The organism is uncultured Muribaculum sp. (assembly GCF_910583865.1).
GTDB lineage: Bacteria > Bacteroidota > Bacteroidia > Bacteroidales > Muribaculaceae > Muribaculum.
Map to the genome: position 1 here is coordinate 1 of NZ_CAJTYX010000024.1, position 18,899 is coordinate 18,899.

Sequence of the window (18,899 nt, forward strand, 5' to 3'; positions counted from 1 at the left end):
TCTGCCTTTCAAGATGTTGGACTCTCTGATTTATGGTTTAGCGGACAGTAATAACTATAAATGAAGCTTTTACGACGAGTTGTATTCCTGTCGGCGTTTCTGCCGGTGGTGGCGTGCAACAATGATGTTTTCATCGATACGTTTACCGATCCCGCCGAGAGTTCGTTCACAGTGCCGGGCAGCGGTGGAACGCATACTTTCATGCTTCCCGCCGATAATATGACAATGGCCCTTTACGTTGAGTCGGGAGAATATGATGTAGATGCGGTAATGCCTGACGGGACTGTGAAAACCAACAGCAACTGGCTTGAGCATGACGGCAGACTCGTGGTGTCGCATCCACGTGTGGATATGACTGTAGAACGCTATGGTCGTAGGGTCGATGTGACTGTAGCCCGTTACTATTCCAAACGTGACGAGCGCGTGGAACTTGTTTTCTCCACGGAATATCAGTCGTTTACCGATACATTGAAGATTCCGGCCTACAATCCGTATGTACTGAAGGCAATCGACTACCGTTTCTCGGGTGTTACCGGGCAGGATGACGCCGGCACTACTATGGCGCTATTCGAGGGGAATGTGAACAATCCCGGCGACACGGAGATGAAATTTCCTTTCACGTGGGATAATGTCATGATTCCTGCCATGTTCAAATGCGTGGTGGTGTCGAGCGCTGACCTATATTTCGATATGGTGTGTGGCACTGAGATCCCCGTCCCGGGCAGCCTCGATCCTGATCCGTCCCTGTGGCAGTGGGGACTTCTGGGCGATACCGCAGTACTGGGGCGAAACGGCATTGCGTTGCTCAAGCATTATCCGCCTCTTCCATCTGTAGCGCCTATCCCCGCGCATACCAAATCTTATGTCAAACTATCGGCTGAGACCAAGGTGATGAGTTTTCCTGCATCGTTGACTATCTGCAACGATCATACCGGCGAGATGCACGAGGCATTCATGTGGCTTAAGATGGAAATGCCTTTTGAATATGAGATTCTACGATATGACACCGCGAATGAATAGACTTATAGGCGTTATGCGGTTTCTGATTGTTCTACCGTCTCTATTGTTGGCGGTGTTTCCGCTGTCGGCACACACTCCTATGCACATGCGTCCCGACACTTGCCGCAGTGGTGGTATCTCCGGAGACCTGTCGGTCGCTGCATCCCCTTCGTGGGTGCTTCCGTCCAACACGTTCCTGCGCGGTACAAATCCGGAGGGCAAGCGTGTGTCGGCGGCATTTTCCGGAAGGCTTGAGTATGCCATGCGTTTTGCACCGGGTTCTGAACAGGCACGTTTGTATCCGCATGCATGGCAGGGAGTCGGTATAGGTGTCACATCTTTCTCGAAGTCCGGTGTGCTCGGCTCTCCGGTTGAACTGTATGTGTTGCAGGGAAGCCGTATCGCCTCGCTATCCTCGCGGTGGTCCATCGGATACGAGTGGAATTTCGGCGCTTCATTCGGTTGGAAGCGTGTCCCCCCTACCGATGACGGTGAGCGTCTGCCGGAAGGTGTGGGCTCGTCGGTAAATGCATACATAGGCTTGGCATTTATGCTTGAGTATCAGGCTACGACTCGCCTAACTCTGCGTCTCGGTCCGGAGATAGCCCATTACTCCAACGGCAACACGTCGCTCCCGAATCCCGGAGTCAACCGTCTCGGGATGCGCTTGTCTGCCACATGGCGTCTCCATGGTAACCGTGTTTCCGACCCTGTAGCCGACTGGAGCGGATTCAAGCCGGGTATGTCATATGACGTGACCTTCTGGGGAGCATGGCGCAAGTGGGGCTATACTCCGGCGGTAAATTCCCCGTACACCGGCTCCGGCATCCTCGAAGTGCCCGGCGACTGGGCGGTAGGGGGCATAACTTTCAACCCGCTCTATCGCTTCAACCCTGTGGTTGCAGTCGGGCCGGCTCTGGATCTCCTTTACGATGACGGGGCGAACCTTTCTGCGCACTATGAACCAATGTCGCCTGTCGATGCCCCGAAGTTCTACCGCCAGCCGCTGCGTGAACGCGTCATGGGTGGTCTGTCGTTGCGCGTGGAGATATCCATGCCTGTTTTTTCCGTCAATGTGGGTATAGGCCACAGTGTTTTCGCTCCGCGTCCCAAGCGTTCGGATGTAAAGTGGGTTTACGGTGACGGGGAAGTTCTTTCGGTGATAGATTCCGATTTGCATGGATTCTATCAGACATTCAACCTAAAGACACGACTGTGGCGCGGTCTTTATCTCAACACGGGCTATCGCCTCGTTGACTTCTCGAAGTCGGGCAATCTGATGCTCGGACTCGGTTATACATGGCGTTGAGTCCATGAATCAAATATTTTTGTTACATTTGTAGTACATGCATAAATATTTAATAAACCGTATCATGAAAATTAGGAATATAGTCAGTGCAGTGCTTCTGACGGCGTCATTGTTGCCGTCGTATGGGCAGATAATGCTTGTGCGTGACGGCAAACCGAAGGCGCGCATAGTGGTGGATAGTGATTCAAAGATTGACCGTCGCGCGGCAGAGCTGTTGCAGGATTTCGTAGGCCGCATCAGTGACGCGCAATTGCCGATAGTCTATTCGGTAAAGCCAAAGAAAGGCGATGTGGTGATAGGGCAGGGGTCTGTTGACGGTCTTACCGAGGACGGCTTCCGTCTGTCGGATAATGACGGCACGCTTTATATAAGCAGCGGTGGTGATAAAGGTACGCTCAACGGCGTGGTGCAGCTTCTGGAGGATTATCTGGACGTGCAGTATTACGGTGCACACGCATACACCCTCGACAGGCGTCGGACGGTGGAACTGCCCCGCATAGGCGACCGCACGGTAAATCCGGCGTTCCGTTATCGCCAGAGCCAATGCTACGCCATGCATGAGGATCCGATCTACCGCATATGGATGCGCTTCGAAGAGCCGGCCGATGAGTTTGCCGACGGACTTTGGGTGCACACGTTCCGCCGTCTACTCCCTCCGGAAGAATACGGGGATACACATCCCGAATACTATTCATATATAAATGGAAAGCGTCGCCCCGGCAACGCCAGCCAGTGGTGCCTCAACAATCCGGAACTGTTTGAGATCGTGGTGCAGCGTATCGACTCCATATTCAAGGCCAATCCCGGCAGGAATATGATTTCTGTGAGCCAGAACGACGGGAATTTTACTAACTGCGCATGCGATGTGTGTCGTGAAATCGATGAATATGAAGGAAGCCCGTCGGGAAATTTCATACGTTTCCTGAACAAGCTTGCCGGGCGTTTCCCCGACAAGCAGTTCTCCACTCTCGCTTACCTGTTTACAATGCATCCGCCGAAACACGTCAAACCGCTGCCGAATGTCAACATAATGCTCTGTGACATCGATTGCAAGCGCGAGGTGCCGCTTACCGATAATGCTTCCGGACGCGATTTCATGAAGGCGCTCGAAGGGTGGTCGGCGATTTCCGACAACCTGTTCATATGGGACTACGGTATCAATTTCGACAATATGGTCGCGCCGTTCCCCAATTTCCCTATTTTGCAGAAGAATATACAGCAGTTCAAGGAGCATAACGCCAAGATGCATTTCTCACAGATCGGTGGTAGCAAAGGTGGCGATTTCTCCGAGATGAGGGCTTACATGGTGAGCAAGCTCATGTGGAACCCGTATCTTGACGCAGACTCGCTGATGCGCTCGTTTATGGATGGCTACTATGGAGCCGCCGCTCCCTATATATACCAATACGAGAAGTTGCTTGAGGGTGGGCTGCTGGCGAGCGACAAGGAACTGTGGATCTACGATTCGCCGGTCACTCACAAGGACGGCATGCTCAATGCCAAATGCCGCAAGCGCTACAATGAATTGTTTGATGATGCTGAGCGGGCAGTCGCCTCCGATTCCGTATTGTTGCGCCGTGTGCGCATGGCGCGTCTGCCGCTACAATATTCCGAACTTGAGATCGCACGCACGGAGACCGGCCACGATCCCGCCACGCTTAAGAAGGCTTTGGAGTTGTTCGATGCACGCACGGCCGAGTATGGTGTAGCCACTCTCAACGAGCGCAACAATTCTCCATCAGAATATTGCACTCTCTATAAGGAGCGCTTCCTCCCCGGCACGACAGTCAACAAGGCCCAAGGCTCTAAAGTGACATGGATTGTTCCACCCACAGGACGCTATGCCGCCATGGGTGAGTCGGCTCTGACCGACGGCCTTTTCGGTAGCACTACCTTTGTCGAGAGCTGGGTAGGTTGGGAAGGTGTCGATGGATCGTTCATTCTTGATATGGGTGAGGAGAAAGAAGTTTCCTCCATATCGTCAGACTTCCTGCATCAGCTCGGTGCATGGGTGCTTCTGCCTGAGAAGGTGGCTTACAGCACGTCGACAGACGGTGTCGAATACACTCCGTTCGGCGAGAAGGTGCAGCCCGAGGACCGCGACGTGAAGGTGAAATTCGTGGCGCTCGGATGTGAGTCGGCTGAGCCGGTGAAGGCCCGCTATATAAAGGTTGACATAACCGGCGTAAAGACATGCCCGTCGTGGCATTACGGAGTGGGTTATCCGGCCTGGTTTTTCCTTGATGAAGTGACCGTCGAATAAGCTTCTTGTCTACGGATGGAAATATGCAGTCATGCCGTTCCGGTATCGATTTATGTCGTCCGGCCCGGTGTGACTGCATCTCTTCTGTGGCGCAAAGATAGAATAAATGAAGATTAACGATAAATTTGCTTTGATAATTTGGTTTATATCGGCAAAATGTTGTAATTTTGTCGAAAATTAAATAATTAAAGAAATTACTCAAAGAAAGTTTAAGTATGAAAGCAACCGAAGTGTTAGCGGATCTCCATCGCAGATTCCCCAACGAGCCGGAATACCTGCAGGCTGTGGAAGAGGTGATTACCACCATAGAAGATGAGTATAACAAGCATCCCGAGTTTGAGCGCTACAATCTTATCGAGCGCCTGTGCATTCCCGACCGTATCTTCTCGTTCCGTGTGTCTTGGGTCGATGACAAGGGGAAGGTGCAGAACAACATGGGCTACCGCATCCAGCATAACAATGCCATAGGCCCGTACAAAGGCGGCATCCGTTTCCACTCCTCCGTCAACCAGTCGATTCTTAAGTTCCTCGCTTTCGAGCAGACTTTCAAGAATTCCCTCACTACCCTTGCGATGGGTGGCGGCAAAGGTGGTTCCGACTTCTCGCCCCGTGGCAAGAGCGACATGGAGGTGATGCGCTTCTGTCAGGCTTTCATCGCAGAACTGTGGCGTCATATCGGCCCTGATACCGACGTTCCTGCCGGCGACATAGGCGTTGGCGGTCGTGAGGTAGGCTACATGTACGGAATGTACAAGAAGATGGCTCGCGAGTTCACAGGGACTTTCACCGGCAAAGGTCTTGAATTCGGCGGTTCGCTGATTCGTCCCGAGGCTACCGGCTACGGCAACGTCTACTTCCTGCTCAACATGCTCGCCACCCGTGGCATCGATATAAAGGACAAGGTAGTGGCCATATCCGGCTCGGGCAACGTGGCCACATATACCGCAAAGAAGCTCCTTGAGCTGGGTGCCAAGGTAATCACTATGAGCGATTCCGACGGTTGCATCTATGTGCCTGAAGGCCTTACCAAAGAACAGCTCGACTATATCTTCAAGCTTAAGAACGAATATCGTGGACGCATCCGTGAGTTTGCCGAGGAATTCGGATGCGAGTATGTGGAGGGCGGTCGTCCCTGGGGCTACAAGTGCGATATCGCGATGCCTTCCGCCACTCAGAACGAACTTGACGGTGACGATGCCCGCGCGCTCCTTGCCAACGGTGTGATCGCTGTCAGCGAAGGCGCCAACATGCCTTCCACGCCCGATGCTATCAAGGAGTTCCTCAACGCCAAGATTCTCTATGCTCCGGGCAAGGCTGCCAATGCCGGCGGTGTGTCGGTTAGCGGACTGGAGATGGCACAGAACTCTCAGAAGCTGTCCTGGAGTGCCGAGGAGGTAGACGAGAAACTGAAAGGCATCATGAAGAATATACATGAGCAGTGCCGCAAGTACGGCAAGGAAGAGGATGGCTACATCAACTATGTCAAGGGTGCCAACGTCGCAGGCTTCATGAAGGTGGCCCGCGCCATGATGGCCCAGGGCATCATCTGATATTCCTATAATAGAATTTATCCGTCGGTGTGTCAGGCATTTGCCTGATGCACCGACGTTGCATATATGTGCTCCCCATGTATGCTATAGTCCGTTGAATTAAAGAAACCTTAATGGTTATGAAACATTTATGAAATGAAATTCCATGAAATTTGTTGTGAGAATCCGATCTGTATGATTCACTATTGATTTTATTGAAACATATCCAACGAATTTTATGGATGTATTATTTCTATGCATAATCATTTTTCTGTTTGTCCTCGCGGTATTTGACCTTTCGGTGGGGGTGAGCAACGATGCCGTGAATTTCCTTAACTCGGCCATAGGCTCAAAGGCCGCCGGCTTCAGGACCATCATAATCATTGCATCGATAGGGGTATTTGCCGGGGCTGCCATGAGCAACGGTATGATGGACATTGCAAGACATGGGATATTCCGTCCCGAGCATTTTTCTTTCTACGACCTGATATGTATATTCATGGCGGTGATGGTGACGGATATCATACTGCTTGATGTGTTCAACTCATTGGGGATGCCTACGTCGACCACCGTATCCATGGTGTTCGAGTTGCTCGGAGCCGCTTTCGTGATAGCGCTTATAAAAATGTGGGGTGATACGTCGGCCCTGTCGATGATGGATCTGATCAACACCGACAAGGCATTGTCTGTGATTCTCGGCATATTCCTGTCGGTGGCGATAGCATTCGTGTTCGGGACTGTGGTGCAGTTCATAGCGCGCGCAGTATTCTCGTTCGAGTATAAGAGCCGCATGAAATGGAAAATAGGTATTTACGGAGGTATAGCAACCACCGCCATTATTTATTTCATGCTCTTGAAGGGTGTGAAGGACATGGCCTGGATGACTCCCGATGTAAAGGCATATATCAACGCCCATACGCCAGTCATACTGGGCTGTTCGATGGTGGTATCCACTTTGTTGATGCAACTGTTGCATGCTCTGAAGGTCAATGTGTTGAAGGTTATAGTGCTTATAGGGACTTTTTCGTTGGCGATGGCTTTCGCGGGCAACGACCTCGTTAACTTTATCGGTGTGCCTTTGAGCGGATTTGCCTCTTACCGGGATTATGTCGCGAACGGTGCCGGAAACCCTTACGATTTCACCATGGGTTCGCTCAACGGACCGGCCGACACGCCGCTATATTTCCTTATCGGCGCGGGAATCATAATGGTGGTGTCGCTCGCTACTTCAAAGAAGGCCCGCAACGTGTCGAAAACCGAGATCGGTCTGAGCACCCAGAGTGGTGGTGATGAGATGTTCGGTTCGTCGAGGATCGCGAGACGCCTTGTCCGGCTGTCTCTATCCATACATGGATGGATCAGGCGCTATGTCCCGCGCCGTGTGCGACTGTGGATAGACCGACGCTTCGACACGACGCGAACCGATGAGGAGCAGGGTGCTTCGTTCGATCTCATACGAGGTTCTGTCAATCTTATGCTCGCAGGAATGCTCATAGCGGCCGGAACTTCGATGAAACTGCCGTTGTCGACCACTTTCGTCACTTTCATGGTGGCAATGGGAACATCGCTTGCCGACAGGGCCTGGGGACGCGAGAGCGCCGTGTTCCGCATAACAGGAGTGATCTCGGTAATCGGAGGATGGTTCATCACCGCAGGTGTGGCGTTTATCGGGGCTGCATTGATAGCGGCGCTCATGCATTGGGGAGGAAGCGTTATGATGATACTCGCGGCGCTCGTGGCCGTGGCGCTGATAATACGCAGCAATATACGCTTCAAGGCCAAGAAAGAGGAGGAACAGGGTGATGCAATGTTTCAGGCAATACTTACTTCCGATGATAAGGAACAGACGTGGGAGATGCTTAAAATCTACATTTCCCGTGAGCAGAAGAAGTTCCTTGAATTTGCGTCGACGACTTACGCCAATATCACCGGGGCATTCATGCGCGATGAAGTGAAGGCGCTTGTAAGCGCGGACAAGGCCCTTTATAAAGAGAAATCGCTCTTGAAAAATACACGCCGCCGGGAGACTCTTCTTCTGAGGCGGGTGCCGGCTGACACGGCGATAGAGAAAAGCGCATGGTTTCATATGGCCAACAACGCGTGCATGTCGATGAACTACAATCTGCTTCGTATCACCGAAGTGTGCAAGGAGCATGTCGACAACAACTTTCGCCCTCTTCCTGCCGCTTACCGTGAAGCGTTCACTCCCATGCGAAGCCGTATACTTGATGCATTGGCCGAGGCTATGCGTATCGTCGAGTCGGTGGATGTGTCTGACGTTATCGCTTTGCGCAGGGAGTGTGATTCGATAAAGGATGCCATCTCACGGGAGTGTCACGATATCTACGGGCATCTGCGCAACGGTATGCCGGACAATCTTACTGTGACATATGTTTATCTCAATATGCTTCAGGAGTCGCAGGAGATGATGTCGGGGCTGCGTAAGTTGTTGAGGGCCACGTCCAAGATGAGGAGCAACGATCCTGTGTCCCGTAGCGGCAGGGCTTTGTCGGCTTGACGGAGATAGGCTATCTTGCCAGCGTGAAGATGAACTTGACACCGTGTGGCCGCACATTGACGGCGTATATGGTACCTCCATGCAGCTGTACGGCGTTGCGCACGATGGAAAGGCCCAGGCCGGTGCCGCCGATGAGTCGTGAACGTCCTTTGTCGATACGATAGAAACGTTCGAACACTCGTTCGAGATGTTCTTCCGGAATGCCCGTTCCGTCGTCGGAGATGCTGAATGTGTATGAAGTTGCCGACTCGTCGTCGAGCTGCACGGTGATCGTTGTGCCGTTGCTATAGGCTATGGCGTTGTCGATCAGGTTGCGGAAGATAGAGCTGATGAATGTACGGTTGCCGGTGATTACGGTATTGTCCGGCACTTTCATGCATAGCGTGATTCCGGCCTTTCTGAGCTGGTCGGCGACGGATAGATCGATATCATCGATTATCTCACGCAGATCCAGGGGCTCCTTCTCTATGTTGGCGGCACCGTCGTCCATGCGTGTTATGGCTGATACGTCGTTGAGCAGGTTGGCGAGACGTTCAGTGTGCCGGTAGGCTTTCTCCACGAATTTCCAATGCTTGTCCGGTGGTAGGTCTCGATGGTCGAGCAGGGTCTCCAGGCATACTTTTATAGAGGCTACGGGGGTCTTTAGCTCGTGGTTTATGTTGTTGGTGAGTTGCTTCTTGATGCGTGTCTTTTCCTGCTGTTCATGTATGGCGTTACGATGCTCGCGGTCGCGTTCGGTCATCGTTTGCTGAAGCCGTGCATAAAGGCGGATTATATGCGTCGATATGCTGCCCAGCTCGTCGTGGGGAAACGCTCCGACATCGTAGACGTTCTCCCCTTTCTCGGCTTTCTCTGCAAACCGGTTGAGGCGCGATATGGTGCGCCCCAGACTGCGCGTAGCGAAATATCCCAGTATGCTGATGGCCAGAGTGACAGCGGCCATGAACCACAGGAACGAGCTGTCGGCATCGAGCACTTCCTGCAACGAGACGGAGTATGGCACGGCGGAGCGTACTATCAGGTTGTCGCGTCTGGTAGCGGAATAGAAGTATGTCCGGTCGGTGCTGACCGAATGCCGGCGCAGTGAAAAGCCGCTACCGGAACGCATCGCATCGTTTATCTCGTGGCGGTTGAGATGGTTCTCGCCGGGAAGTGAATCGAGGGTATTGTCGAACACAAGCGTCCCGTCGGTGTTGATTACCGATACCCTCAGGCCTGCCATCGGCAGACGCTGACGGGCGATAGTGGCGTTGAAGTCTATCGAATCGGTACACAGGGCATCTATGAGATGGGCGTTGTAGAGCTGTAGTTCCCCGTTGAGTTTCTCTACTTTGTAGATTTTCTCGCGATGGTATTGGAATGCCACGAAACATCCTACCAGAATCCAGGAGAATCCAAGCAGAAGGAAGAAGAGCCGCGTGTGGTAGGAGAATCTAAGTTTGCCAGCCATAGCCGTAGCCTGAGCGTGTGACGATCATTTTACCATAGCGTCCGAGCTTTGAGCGTAGGCGTGTGATGTTGACATCCACCACACGGTCTACCACTATGATCTCTTCCGGCCATATTCTTTTCAGGAAATCTTCGCGTGAGAATATTTTTCCGGGATTTTCCAGCATCAGGCAGAGCATTTCGAACTCTTTGCGTGGGAGTTTTACTTCCGTGTCATCGACCATGCAACGTTTGAGCGACTTGTCGACGGTAAGCCCTTCGAATACTATACGGTCGGATGAGGTTGGATGCGCATGTCGTGGTTGGCTGCGACGCAAGACGCTCTTCACCCTTGCTATGATGTTGCGGATAGAGTAGGGCTTCGCGATATAGTCGTCGGCTCCGAGATTAAGTCCGTCGACCATGTCATCCTCTGTGTCCTTTGCCGTGCAGAAAATGACCGGAATGTCGGCGAGAGCCGGGTTCTTCTTGATGATACGAGCCATCTGGAATCCGCTGATTTCGCCCATCATGACATCGAGGAGTATGAGAGAGTATGATGAAAGATCCATAGCGAGGGCTTCCTCGGCGCTGTAGGCGGTGTCGACACAGTAGCCTTCAAGTTCAAGATTGAACCGGAGTGTGTCGCATAGCGTGTCCTCGTCGTCTACTACGAGGATTCTGGTGTCGCACGTCGCTTCTTTTTGTGATATCGTCGGTCGGGCCATGATGCTTACGATAGATTGATTGATGGACATGTCGCCGGTGACGACATACCTCCATATCGGCAAAGTTAAGTAATCCGGAGCATATCATCAAGAATAAGAGGTCGTTAAAAACAATCTCTAATGCTCAATGACGAATGGCATGTGAACCGGTCAATGTGGGATATGAAGTGTTTCCATAAAGCGTCTTACGGTAGCCGGATTGCCGGTGTATTTTCCGTGATCTTCGCTTAACTTGCATGTATCCAGGTAGAACGGCCATGATTCGGTTATTTTCACTGCCACGAGCTTTATCACGATATTCATGGGCTTGACCCCTGGGAAATCGTTGGTGAAGTGAGTGCCGATGCCGAACGACGGCTGGCATTTTCCTGCGGCATAGCGCTGGAGTTCTATGGCGGAATCGACGTTGAGTCCGTTGCTGAACACTATCAGCTTTGTGCGCGGGTCAATTTTCAGTGAGCGGTATTTCTCGATTATCAGGTCGAGCTGCTCGCGGTTGTCACCGCTGTCGACACGCAATCCTTTGAACATGTTGGCGTAATCCTCCGAGAAATTGAGGCTGAATATGCGCCATCCGTATGTATCGTAGAGGAAGGTGCCGAGTGCTCCGCGATAGGTGTCGGCCCATACCTTCATCGCCAGATAGTTTGCCATCTGTGGGCCGTACATCCCGGCGATGGCGCATATTAATTCATGGGCCATCGTCCCAATTGGCGTGAGGTCATGCTTCATTGCGAGATATACGTTGCTTGTGCCGATGAATCGTCCCGGACCTCCGGCATCGTCGCTACATGATTTCATGGCCTCTACCGCTATGTCCTGTGACTTGAATGAGGCTCTGCGGCGTGTGCCGAAATCGCTGAAGATGCATCCGGCGTCGATGAGCCGTCGCGCTTTCTGCCAGGAGCTTTTGCGGTGGGAATCATAATCGAGCCTGGGTGCCGTGCCTGTCATCATATAGTAAAGTTCCGAGATTATGGCAAGCACTTTTACCTCAAGCATTATCGTATTGCTCCAGCATCCCTCGAATTCCACGTGGAGATGCCCTTCCGCGTCCTGCATGGCTGTCACGCATCGGCTGTCATAGCGGAAACCTTTCAGGAAACTATAGAACCATGAAGGAATATACCGGCATCTACGTTGCATGAAATCAATCTCTTCGTCGGTGATGACCACGGATTCAAGCATGGCGATCTGGCGCATCAGTTCGTCGGCGAATCCGGTAGGATAGACCGTGTTTGAGCGGTCTATAAACTCATATTTGACCTGAGTGCGCGGATAATGCTCGATTACGGCGCAGCACATTGTGAATTTATATAAGTCGTCGTCGGTAAAATGTTTGATTATCTGGTCCATATAGTTATAGCTGACGGATGAAACGAACGGTAAATCTATCAACTATAACGCAACAAGTTCATGTCAGGTTTATGCTGATGAATAAAGTCCGGGACCGATTTTAGAGGGCCGTACAATTGTACAACCTCTTAGACACCTCTCTTGGAATGAAGTCGTGGTCAATAGGCGATCAATCGTCCGCAGTCATTCCAATCGCCTATCATTATGCCTTTTTCAGAGGCTTCGATAAGTTTCTTCAGACGGGAATCGAATAGTTGGCGACACGGTTTTACTCTCTGGATATTGTCGATTCTGACACGGCGATAGAGTGGATGAAATGTATTGAAGTTGGCCCATGCGTTAGTGTTGCTCTTGAACTCGGCGAGGATTTCCGGGATTATCTCGAAATCCCCGGTCAGTGCCGGACAGGCATCACGCCCGGTTTGGGTCATAAGGCCGAGAGCTTCAAGTCGGCGCACGCGTTCCTTGTTAAGTTCAGTCCAGCGGCTCCCTTTGGCTCTCTTGCTGAAACGCTGGATTGTAGTTCCGCCAACATTCTTGACGGTCGAGTCGATCCATCCGAAACATAGCGCTTCCTCTACGGCATCAAGATACCATAGACCCTCTGAAGGAGGTGTCTTGCCACGTTTCGTACTCACCCAGCATTCTTTCTCTGTCTGATGATTCTTAATGAGCCATTCACGGAAATCCTGGCGGTCGGTAATAGAAAGTATATTCGTAGGTTTCATCGTCTGGGATTTACTTGATCAAAGATACGGATAAGTCGAGCGCAAAACAAATTTTATTTGATTTTGCCATGTTTTGCTTTGTTACGCCAGGGTGGCTGAGCATGTTTTTTGCTTTGTCGTGGGGCCGAAATTTCGCCTACACACAGGTGGAATAATTGACGGATACGCAAATATCAGTCTCATTAAATTGTATGATACAAAAGTATCATAAATTTGATATATCTGGTATTTAGTGGTTTAGTATAAATTTGTCTCAATGCAATGTTCTGAGACAAATTTTAGCTTAAAAACCGAGGAATTTATTTTTGAGGGAAATAATTTTGCGGTGTGACGGGACAACGGAAGCAATTCCGGAACTGTCGCGAAAACTTACGCGGATGGACATTACTCCGCCAATCTCCAGAAAATTCTTAACCTGCTAAACCAACCAACACCTCACCATGACACCGACCTCAACATTCCAGGAAGTCTATGTCCAATATCATCCTCAGGTACTACGTTACATCACGTGGCGTATACTTGACAAAGAGGATGCACGCGACCTTGCGCACGACGTGTTCCTGCGCCTTCTTGAATATGCTCCGGCGCAATATCAGTCCGACCTCAGGTTCCTGATTTTCCGCATTGCCAATAACGTAGTCAATTCCTATCTGCGCCGCTACTACGTGCGCAAGGAATATGCCGATGACTGCGTAGCTTCGGCATCGATGTCTGACGCCACAGTAGACATACTTCCTGAAATCTATTCCCGTGATCTTAGCCTCTTGGAACAGAGTATAGTATCACGCTTGCCTGAAAAACGCCGTGCGGTCTATTCCCTGCGTCGTTATCAGGAGAAAACCGCCGACGAGATCGCTCAGATCCTCTCCCTCTCTCGGCGCACGGTCGACACACACCTCTACCTTGCGTTCAAGGTCATGCGCACCAAGATGAAGGACGTGATTTAGAGGGAGTTTACTAAAGGCCCTATTATTCGTAAAATAAACTAAGAAATCATATTCACCTAAATCCAAATTATTCACATGATTGACAAAGGAAAAAGATGGTCATCACGCACTGTTGTGCTCACTATGGCCACGGCTGCTATGCTTGGAGGCGCCCCTATGGCCGCCGAGGCTGCGGCTGCTCCCGCGACTGCCTCACAGGCGGCCGACGTCACAGTAAGGGGAACCGTTGTCGATGCCACCGGCGAGCCGATTATCGGTGCCAGTGTCATGATCAAGGGCACATCTAAAGGTGCCGCCACGGATCTCGACGGCAACTTCCAAATCCCCGGCGCTCCCGCTAAAGGCGTGCTTACGGTATCCTATATCGGCTGCAAACCCGCTGAGATAAAGCTTGACGGACGAAGCGACTATGAAATCACACTTGAAGAGGACAATGCGATGCTCGAAGAGGTGGTGGTGGTCGGCTACGGCACTCAGAAGAAAGCCACTCTCACCGGTTCCGTAGCTGTGGTCGGTGCGGAGCAGCTGTCCAACAAAGGCACGCTTTCCAGCCCCGTACAGGCTCTCCAGGGCCAGGTGCCAGGTGTCATCATCACTCGCGCCAACTCAGCCCCGGGCGATGAAGGCTGGGATCTGAAGCTTCGCGGTTCCGTATCAAAAAATGCTGCCGCACCTCTGATTATTATCGACGGCGTAGAGTATGAGAGCGTCAACGACCTCCGCCTCATCAACCCTTCCGACATCGAGAGCATGAACTTCCTCAAAGATGCCGCCGCTTCAATCTACGGTAGCAAGGCTGCCGGCGGTGTCGTCCTCGTCACCACCAAGAAAGCCAAGGAAGGCAAAGTGAAGGTCGACTACAGCGGTTCGTATACTTTCAAACATATCGGACTCCGTGCCAAGACCATGACTCTCGACCAATGGGCAAACGGCGTTCTGGAGGTACTTGAAAACGATCTTGACAATCCCGAAGGAAACGTATGGTATAAATATGCCAACTTGGCTCGTAGATATCACGGGTCATGGATCGACGGCAATCCACTCGGCATGAACAAGGTCGATGACATGGTATTCTTCGACACCGACTGGAACGACGTGATGTGGGGCGATTCCTACTCTACCAATCATGAACTTTCCGTGTCCGGAGGCAGCGACAAGAATGTCTACCGCTTCTCACTCGGATACATGTACGACGACTCTAACCTCAAGTGGGGTAACAACCATAACCAGCGCGTCAACCTACGATTGAACAACACAATGCAGCTTGCCCCGAACTTCTCGTTGCAGAGCGTCATAGCCTATAACCGTCAGGACCAGGTGGCTCCCACAGAAATCAACGCCGCATTGAAGGCCAATCAGGCGCAGCCCGGTTTCCCGACATCCACCATCAGCGGCAAACCCTATGCCTGGGGCGAGGACTGGTTTGCGCCAAACTGGCTCGCTGAGCTTGGCGGCGACAATAAACTCAAAGTAAACGCCGTCAACATAAGCGAGACTCTGCGTTATGAAATCATTCCCGGACTCTCGGCCAACGCGGTGCTCGGCTACAACCATTCCGGTGCCGTGCGCGACACCAAACGCCTACAGGTAGATTTCTACAATTATAATGATACGTTCGAGGTCTCGAGTCCCTCCAAAACCGACGATACCTATTACGAGAAAGGATCATCATATACCGACTTCTATTCGGTGCAGGGATACCTCAACTGGAACAAGACCTTCCGTGAGATCCACGACGTGACCTTGATGGCCGGCGTTCAGTACAACATGAAACAGTACGAATGGACCCGCGTGAAGATCCAGAACAACGAGCCTACCCTCGAGGTGCCCAAAGGCTCCGGAACTATCGACATAAACAAGGCCGAGAAGTGGGAAGAGGCCATCATGTCATATTACGGACGTTTCAACTACGCCTACAAGTCGAAATACATGCTTGAAGGCCAGTTCCGCTACGACGGCAGCTCGAAGTTCCAGGCCGACAACCGCTGGGCGTTCTTCTGGGGGGCATCTCTCGGATGGCGCATCTCGCAGGAGAAGTTCCTGGACTGGAGCCGCGGATTCCTCGACGACCTCAAGCTCCGCGCTTCCTACGGCAATGTAGGCAACCAGGCAGGTATCGACCGTTACTCCGGGGTCATGCTCTGGAAGTTGGAGTCGCAGGGCAAAAACCTTATCGGCGGTAATCTTGTCAGCACGCTCGACACAAACGGAAAGCTTGTCAGCACCGACCGCACATGGGAACGCATCCACAATTACAACGTGGCTGTTGACTTCTCCCTGTTCAACAACCGACTCTCCGGTACCGGCGAGGCATTCTGGAAACACACCGACAACATGCTTATCGACGTGGTATATCCCGGAATCCTCGGCGACAAGGCGCCTACCGCCAATAAAGGAAAATTCAAGGCGTGGGGTTATGAGGGACAGATCACATGGCGCGACCGTATCGGCAATGTCAACTATCATATAGGCGGGTCGTTCACTTATGCCGACAACGAACTTGTCGACAACGGAGGCAGCGGCGTAAAGGGAGGCGGCATCAAGTCCGACCGCGAGGGATATCCGCTCCGTTCGGTGTGGGGACTCAAATATTGCGGAAAGATCCAGACCGAAGAGCAACTCGAGAAATACAAGGCACGCTACGCCGAGACATCGACCATCGGAAATATCTCGAAACTGCGTCTGGGCGACAACATGTTCGAGGATGTCAACAAAGATGGGCAGCTCACGGCCGAGGATCTCGTGTATCTCGGTACCGACGACCCCAAAATACAGTTCTCGTTCAATGCCGGTCTGGAATGGCGCGGATTTGACATCAACGTGATTTTCCAGGGTGCTGCAAAACGCACGATTTTCCGCTGCGAGAACGACAAGAATTCACTCGATATCTGGCAGATTCCTATGCGTGACCTCTATATGAACGGCGGTTCACAATGGATCGGCAACGTCTGGAGCAAGGAAAATCCCAACGGACGCTATCCTCAGCTCACATCCTCATCGACCGGCGGAGCCGATGTCAACAACTACAACTATCAGTGCTCTTCATGGTCGGTCAATGACGGCAGCTATCTGCGACTCAAGAATCTCACTATCGGTTATACCATACCGCAGAATGTAATCAAAAAGACAAAGGTACTCTCCAACGTACGTTTCTACGCCACCGGCACCGACCTCTGGGAAATCAGCCATATCAACGATGGATGGGATCCGGAAGGCTCCAGCAACATGAGCGGACTCAACCGCTACCCGTTCCTGCGCACATGGACTGTAGGCGCCAACCTCACTTTCTAACATTGAATACCGTAACTACAATGAAAAATATATCCAGATACATCGCGATAGGTATCCTTGCGCTGGCATCGACCTCCTGTCTCGACCTCGATCCCAAGGACACCCTGGCCGACCCGGCCTTATGGCAGAGCGAGGGCGATTTCCAGAATTTCGCCAACAAATTCTACGACTATCTCCCCAACTTCTCTCAGGTCTACGACGGCAACATTCACTCCGACATGCGTTCCGACTTGATGCGACATGCCACAGGCGGCAACAACTCATACTCCACAGGCAACTACAACATGGATGCCGGCGACGGCGACTACACAAATGCATACAAGCAGATACGCCGCACCACTCTTCTTATCGAGAAAGCGGAAGGCTATGCCAACAAGACGGAGATTCGTCAGGCACTCGGCGAGGCTTACTTCTTCCGCGCATGGTCATATTTCGGTCTTGTGCAGAAATTCGGCGACGTCATCCTCGTGAAGCATTCCCTCGACACCGACGATCCCCTCCTTTCCGCCGGGCGCAACGACCGTGGGGAAGTGGTCGATTTCATAATCAGCGACCTTGAGAACGCCATCGTCAATCTACGCTCCGTCTCTGAAATAGAGGAAGGGCGCGTCAGCACCGAGGGTGCTTCCGCATTCCTGAGCCGCGTGGCCCTCTACGAAGGTACATGGCAGAAGTTCCGTGGCAACGAGACCCGCGCCCACGGTCTCCTTGACATCGCCGTAAAGGCCGCCAAGACCGTTATCGACAGCCGCAAATATGAGATTTTCGAGCCGGCATCACTCGGCGACGACGCTTACCGCTACATGTTCATTCTTGAGAGCGGCGTTAAGTGCAATCCCGCCGGTCTCGACAAGAGCGCCAACAAGGAGTATATCATAAAGCGCTGCTTCGACATCACCCTAAAGACCACCGGTCAGAACCTCACCACAACCGCACTTGCCAATGTCTGGCTCGGCACCGCCAAGCTCGCCGACATGTATCTCTGCACCGACGGTCTCCCCACCACCGAATCGGCCAAATTCCTCGGCTACGACAAGACGCGCAGCGAATGGGAAAACCGCGACAACCGCATGCACAACACCATGATGCGTCCCGGCGATACCTTCTGGAACAATACCAAGAACAACTGCCGCATCGACTGGAGCGGAAGCGAGGAGGAGATGAAACGCGCCAAGTACACCAACTTCACCCCCTGGGCGTCGGGCTACTTCATCTACAAGTGGGCTACTGAGCGCGAGTGCGCCGATCGCGACGAAAGCTACGACTTCCCCGTTCTCCGCTATGCCGAGGTGCTGCTCAACTATGCCGAGGCTCTGTATGAGCGCGACGGAAGGATTTCCGACGAGGATCTCAACATCTCCATCAACAAGACACGTCTGCGCGTCAACAAGACCAACGGCATGCCCGGTCTTTCCAACGGGCTGGTAAACGCCCACGGTCTCGACATGCGAGCCGAGATACGCCGCGAGCGCACCGTCGAGCTTTTCCAGGAGGGTTTCCGTATCGACGACCTCAAGCGCTGGAAAACCGCAGAGAGCGAGATGCCAAAGGACCAGCTCGGCATACGCTGGCAGGGTGAGTGGACCACAGCTATGGCCAACCATGGAGGTTATAACCTCGACGCGCAGAACCATATCATCTTGCAGACGGGACGTGTGTTCGAGCAGAAGCACTATCTCTATCCTCTCCCCGTCGACCAGCAGCAGCTCAATCCCAATCTCGGCCAGAACGAAGGATGGCCCAAGGTGGGCGGCACATTCACGAAAGATCCGACCAATGAAGATGACACTAAAGAAGAATAAT

General features: G+C 52.2%; 12 protein-coding genes. 8 read left to right on the forward strand and 4 right to left on the reverse strand.

What is annotated here, in order from left to right:
• The first annotated feature begins 60 nt into the window (after positions 1-60).
• The 5 genes from QZ303_RS06760 to QZ303_RS06780 all read left to right on the forward strand — a co-directional run bounded on the left by QZ303_RS06760 (position 61) and on the right by QZ303_RS06780 (position 8,618).
• The gene (locus tag QZ303_RS06760; RefSeq protein ID WP_295730933.1) at positions 61-1,020 is read left to right on the forward strand and encodes a hypothetical protein; all 960 of its coding nucleotides are present in this window, start codon (positions 61-63) and stop codon (positions 1,018-1,020) included.
• The gene (locus QZ303_RS06765) at positions 1,013-2,308 is read left to right on the forward strand and encodes an acyloxyacyl hydrolase (protein ID WP_295730936.1); all 1,296 of its coding nucleotides are present in this window, start codon (positions 1,013-1,015) and stop codon (positions 2,306-2,308) included. Before QZ303_RS06760 ends, QZ303_RS06765 begins: the two co-directional genes overlap by 8 nt.
• 64 nt (positions 2,309-2,372) lie before the next feature.
• Positions 2,373-4,571, forward strand: a complete 2,199-nt coding sequence (locus QZ303_RS06770) for a DUF4838 domain-containing protein (RefSeq protein WP_295730939.1) — start codon at positions 2,373-2,375, stop codon at positions 4,569-4,571.
• A 215-nt stretch (positions 4,572-4,786) separates the two neighbouring features.
• Complete coding sequence (locus tag QZ303_RS06775; protein ID WP_295730943.1) at positions 4,787-6,121, forward strand: NADP-specific glutamate dehydrogenase; 1,335 nt, start codon at positions 4,787-4,789, stop codon at positions 6,119-6,121.
• A gap of 217 nt (positions 6,122-6,338) precedes the next feature.
• Positions 6,339-8,618: an inorganic phosphate transporter gene (locus QZ303_RS06780; protein ID WP_295730945.1), complete on the forward strand. Its 2,280-nt coding sequence runs from the start codon at positions 6,339-6,341 to the stop codon at positions 8,616-8,618.
• 10 nt (positions 8,619-8,628) lie between these two features.
• On the opposite strand, the gene QZ303_RS06785 is transcribed toward QZ303_RS06780, so the two are convergent.
• The 4 genes from QZ303_RS06785 to QZ303_RS06800 all read right to left on the reverse strand — a co-directional run bounded on the left by QZ303_RS06785 (position 8,629) and on the right by QZ303_RS06800 (position 12,858).
• Positions 8,629-10,068 carry a cell wall metabolism sensor histidine kinase WalK gene (locus tag QZ303_RS06785; protein ID WP_295730947.1) on the reverse strand — a complete coding sequence of 480 codons (1,440 nt, stop codon included), beginning with the start codon at positions 10,066-10,068 and terminating at the stop codon, positions 8,629-8,631.
• Entirely contained in the window at positions 10,052-10,774 is a 723-nt protein-coding gene (locus tag QZ303_RS06790) for a response regulator transcription factor (RefSeq protein WP_295730949.1), read from the reverse strand. The genes QZ303_RS06785 and QZ303_RS06790 overlap by 17 nt, the downstream gene beginning before the upstream one ends.
• A gap of 150 nt (positions 10,775-10,924) precedes the next feature.
• Positions 10,925-12,130: a nicotinate phosphoribosyltransferase gene (pncB, locus tag QZ303_RS06795; RefSeq protein ID WP_295730952.1), complete on the reverse strand. Its 1,206-nt coding sequence runs from the start codon at positions 12,128-12,130 to the stop codon at positions 10,925-10,927.
• 158 nt (positions 12,131-12,288) lie between these two features.
• On the reverse strand, positions 12,289-12,858 hold the full coding sequence (locus tag QZ303_RS06800) for a YdeI family protein (protein WP_295730955.1): 570 nt from the start codon (positions 12,856-12,858) through the stop codon (positions 12,289-12,291).
• A gap of 440 nt (positions 12,859-13,298) precedes the next feature.
• Between QZ303_RS06800 and QZ303_RS06805 the strand changes: the two genes are divergently transcribed.
• From QZ303_RS06805 to QZ303_RS06815, 3 genes are all read left to right on the forward strand, one after another.
• On the forward strand, positions 13,299-13,805 hold the full coding sequence (locus QZ303_RS06805) for a sigma-70 family RNA polymerase sigma factor (RefSeq protein WP_295730958.1): 507 nt from the start codon (positions 13,299-13,301) through the stop codon (positions 13,803-13,805).
• 75 nt (positions 13,806-13,880) lie between these two features.
• Positions 13,881-17,096, forward strand: a complete 3,216-nt coding sequence (locus QZ303_RS06810; protein ID WP_295730960.1) for a TonB-dependent receptor — start codon at positions 13,881-13,883, stop codon at positions 17,094-17,096.
• Between the two features lie 20 nt (positions 17,097-17,116).
• Complete coding sequence (locus QZ303_RS06815) at positions 17,117-18,898, forward strand: RagB/SusD family nutrient uptake outer membrane protein (protein WP_295730963.1); 1,782 nt, start codon at positions 17,117-17,119, stop codon at positions 18,896-18,898.
• Position 18,899 lies beyond the last annotated feature (1 nt).

Bases quoted from the DNA above. Each gene is read 5' to 3' on its own strand.
- QZ303_RS06790 (WP_295730949.1), bottom strand. From the start codon at position 10,774: ATGGCCCGACCGACGATATCACAAAAAGAAGCGACGTGCGACACCAGA.
- QZ303_RS06810 (WP_295730960.1), top strand. From the start codon at position 13,881: ATGATTGACAAAGGAAAAAGATGGTCATCACGCACTGTTGTGCTCACT.
- QZ303_RS06800 (WP_295730955.1), bottom strand. From the start codon at position 12,858: ATGAAACCTACGAATATACTTTCTATTACCGACCGCCAGGATTTCCGT.
- QZ303_RS06760 (WP_295730933.1), top strand. From the start codon at position 61: ATGAAGCTTTTACGACGAGTTGTATTCCTGTCGGCGTTTCTGCCGGTG.
- QZ303_RS06780 (WP_295730945.1), top strand. From the start codon at position 6,339: ATGGATGTATTATTTCTATGCATAATCATTTTTCTGTTTGTCCTCGCG.
- QZ303_RS06775 (WP_295730943.1), top strand. From the start codon at position 4,787: ATGAAAGCAACCGAAGTGTTAGCGGATCTCCATCGCAGATTCCCCAAC.
- QZ303_RS06805 (WP_295730958.1), top strand. From the start codon at position 13,299: ATGACACCGACCTCAACATTCCAGGAAGTCTATGTCCAATATCATCCT.
- QZ303_RS06770 (WP_295730939.1), top strand. From the start codon at position 2,373: ATGAAAATTAGGAATATAGTCAGTGCAGTGCTTCTGACGGCGTCATTG.
- pncB (WP_295730952.1), bottom strand. From the start codon at position 12,130: ATGGACCAGATAATCAAACATTTTACCGACGACGACTTATATAAATTC.
- QZ303_RS06765 (WP_295730936.1), top strand. From the start codon at position 1,013: ATGAATAGACTTATAGGCGTTATGCGGTTTCTGATTGTTCTACCGTCT.
- QZ303_RS06785 (WP_295730947.1), bottom strand. From the start codon at position 10,068: ATGGCTGGCAAACTTAGATTCTCCTACCACACGCGGCTCTTCTTCCTT.
- QZ303_RS06815 (WP_295730963.1), top strand. From the start codon at position 17,117: ATGAAAAATATATCCAGATACATCGCGATAGGTATCCTTGCGCTGGCA.